The sequence below is a fragment of the Fibrobacter sp. genome (assembly GCF_017545445.1).
Classification (GTDB): Bacteria; Fibrobacterota; Fibrobacteria; order Fibrobacterales; family Fibrobacteraceae; genus Fibrobacter.
The window spans coordinates 1-2,889 of record NZ_JAFWOM010000019.1; the positions used below are offsets into that span (position 1 = coordinate 1).

At 55.6% G+C, this 2,889-nt stretch carries 4 protein-coding genes; all 4 read right to left on the bottom strand.

Annotated features, from left to right (window positions below; genetic code table 11):
* Positions 1–54: 54 nt before the first annotated feature.
* Positions 55–1,053, bottom strand: coding sequence for a hypothetical protein (locus IKG78_RS02095; protein ID WP_290938656.1), 999 nt, complete (start codon positions 1,051–1,053; stop codon positions 55–57).
* Positions 1,053–1,397, bottom strand: a complete 345-nt coding sequence (locus tag IKG78_RS02100; protein ID WP_088627485.1) for a hypothetical protein — start codon at positions 1,395–1,397, stop codon at positions 1,053–1,055. Before IKG78_RS02100 ends, IKG78_RS02095 begins: the two co-directional genes overlap by 1 nt.
* Complete coding sequence (locus IKG78_RS02105) at positions 1,394–2,149, bottom strand: phage baseplate protein (RefSeq protein ID WP_290938659.1); 756 nt, start codon at positions 2,147–2,149, stop codon at positions 1,394–1,396. Before IKG78_RS02105 ends, IKG78_RS02100 begins: the two co-directional genes overlap by 4 nt.
* Positions 2,146–2,889: hypothetical protein (locus tag IKG78_RS02110; RefSeq protein WP_290938661.1), on the bottom strand; the 744-nt coding region annotated here is incomplete at its 5' end. The genes IKG78_RS02105 and IKG78_RS02110, both read right to left, overlap by 4 nt.

Here is a 2,889-nt window from a genome sequence, read left to right on the forward strand (position 1 = left end):
CTTCCATCTTGTTGTCGAAGAAACTGTCCAGCAGTTTCGCGATGCTGTTGGCCATTACCAGTTCACCTCCCTCGCGTCACATTCGACGGTGAAGTCGCTGCCCATGTTGGAGCCTCTGAAAGTACATTCCGTGATGATGAAGTCGCCCTTTATCGCCATCGAACCTACGCTGTCGTAGGAATCGCCCTTGCTTGAGTCCATGCGAACGAATACGTTCGGCGCATACTTGGGCGATATAAGCGCGGTAAAGTGGATTTTGCGCGTGCGGTCTATTTCCTTGCTAGGCTTCTTCTGTTGGCTGGGTTCGTCCGCCTCGTTCTGCGAGAAAAGGTAATAGGACGGGTCGTCCGCGAAGTTGACCTTGTTCAGGCTCTCGTCGCGTATTTCTTCCGCCTGGAGCAAGCCGCTTTTGAAATCAAGCGTAATTTCTTCCACCTCGATGCTCTTTTCGTCGCCGTTCACCACAATCATTTCGTTATTGTCGAAATAGAGGTGCAGTCCGAACTTGGGAATAAGTATGTTGTCGCGGAAAGAACAGACCGCCTGCTTGAACGTGCCGGAAATGCAGAACTCCGTTTCGATGGGCTGGGAAAGTTCTTTCTGGCTTCCGGCGCGTAATGCCGTTCCCGCATAGTCGCAAAGCTCCTGCAAGCATTTCTTGACTATGGCGGAACTGTCGAACTGGATTGCACAATTCAGCCTTGCAAGCTGGTAGAATGTCCCACGCGCCGAGACGCAGGTTATGACAAGTTCCACGTCGCTGCCGACGCGCCTGGGAACGGCCATGCCGATTTGTCCGACGAATATGTTGCCGACGGTTTCATCCTCGTAGCCAGCCTGGAGTAATACGCTGTTTCCCTCGCTCATGATGAAGTTTATCGCTTCCGGAGAAGGGTTGTAGATGGTGATGGTCGCCTCGTTGTCGTACCACTCGATTGAGCGCGTCACCTCGAACTCTATGTCGAACTGGGAAAAGTCCTTCGAGTTTTGCGAGGTCAGGTTTCCGACGGCGAACTTGCCGACATACAGGTGGATAACGCGTCCGAAAGCCATCAGAGCATCCCCGCCTCTATGAATACGTTTACGTCGTCCTTCGTCAGGTAATGGAGTATATACGCTTTCCCCAGGTTGTCGTGGTTCAGCGGCTCCGCGCAGGTCTTTTCGCGCTTGAAGATTGCAAGCTCGCCGTTTTCGAGGACGTTGTTGTGGGAACGCAGAAGCCGCGAATTTGGAACGAGCCGGATGCCGCATCGCTTGCCGTTGACCGTCTCGAAGTCACCGTACCAGAAGCCGTCGCGCCAGTTCCACAAGAGACGGATGTTGAGCATCGTCCCTTCGATATTCACTTTTTCAACAAGATATGAACCGTTGTTCGTATTCACGGGAATCTTAATCACTGGTAGTCCCTCCCGAGCGATTCGTCCATCTTCGCCGCCGCTTCCTGTGCTGTCTCGCTCGCGTCGCCCGATACATTGCCAGCGTTCGCCTTCCTTGACATGGCCTGCTCTGCGGCTGTATTCTGTTGTGGCGGCTGCGGCGCGTCCCATTCGCCCGTGATGTTGTCGCTCGCGAAGGTGGCGGTGCGTATCTCGCGCAAGGTCATGGAGAACTTGATTGCCTCGCCGTCCTCCGCGCCCCTGTCCGCCTTGAGGTTCTCAATGACCATTTCCTCATAGACTTCCAGGCTGGTAATGACGCGCACCTTCTTGCGGCTCTTTGCGCATTTCGTCAGCACCTCCCACCTGGAAAGAGCAGTGTTCGTGATGGCGGGGGCGTTGTCGATTTCTACGCGGTTTTCGCGCCACGACTTGCCAGTGAGTTCGCCCTTGTCGTCAACGAATCCGGCGGAGGCGTTCAGCGGGTGGTTCGTGAACATTCCCGTAATCTTGACCGTGCGGAGCCGCTGCTGCACATGGTCGCTGATGGTGGACCCGTTTTCCACGGCATGGTCTGTAATGTCGAAATCCAGTTCGTGGCTTTCGTCGATGAGCAGGTCGAAGGGGATGTTCGTATAGATGTAGTTGCCGTCCCCGTCCTTCGTGGCAAGGCCAAATTCCTCGTTGCGCATGAACAGCGAGGCGGGAATGGCGCGGGGCGGGTGGCTGTAGCGTGAATACGCCTGCTGGGCGATGTTGAGTATTCCAATCATAGCGCAAGGGCCTTTACGCCCTCGGCGCGTGTCTTGAAGGTCAGCTGGGACTGGAGAAGCGTTCTTAGGTTCTCCTTTATGAGCTTGGCCATCATGTCGGAATCCGTGGTGATGTTGTTCGTGTATTCGATGTTAGTGATGTTGGTGTCGCCCTTGGCGCTCTTTGCAGCGGCCTGCATAGCCTTCTGTATTTCCGCATCCATATCGACGGGCGTGAAGTTCACTTCGGGAGCCGTGCCGTTCCCGTAGCCGTCGGCGCCCAGGTCGGCGCCCTTCATCATGTAGGCGTCGTTGAGCTGCTTCTGCGCGTACTTCTTCGCTGCATCCTTGTTCTCGTCATAATACCGGGCGACATTGTACTTACGTTGCAGTTCGCGTGCGGCAAGCGGTATTCCTAGCGTCGCGAAGTCGATGGGCTTTCCCTCGCTGTCGATGAAGTCGCCCTTCTCGTTGACGGCCATTCTCTGCAATCCGTCCATCTCGACGGGCTGCGTTCCGAGAGCCTGGAAGTCGCGGCGGTATGTGCGCAGAAGGTCGGCGAAGTATGTGCCGCTTTCCACCTGTTTCTTGACCTCGGAGGCTCCCTCGATGGCGTTCTGTCGTTCATGTTCCTTCCACGCCTGTTTTATGGCGTTTCCCAGCTTGAAAATCTGTTGCAGTCCCCAGATGGTGGCGGTAAAGAGACCCGCCTTGAGAAGGTTCTGCCAGTTCTTTCCGAGACCTCCAAGGGCGCCCCCGAA

Bases quoted from the DNA above. Each gene is read 5' to 3' on its own strand.
- IKG78_RS02095 (WP_290938656.1), bottom strand. From the start codon at position 1,053: ATGGCTTTCGGACGCGTTATCCACCTGTATGTCGGCAAGTTCGCCGTC.
- IKG78_RS02105 (WP_290938659.1), bottom strand. From the start codon at position 2,149: ATGATTGGAATACTCAACATCGCCCAGCAGGCGTATTCACGCTACAGC.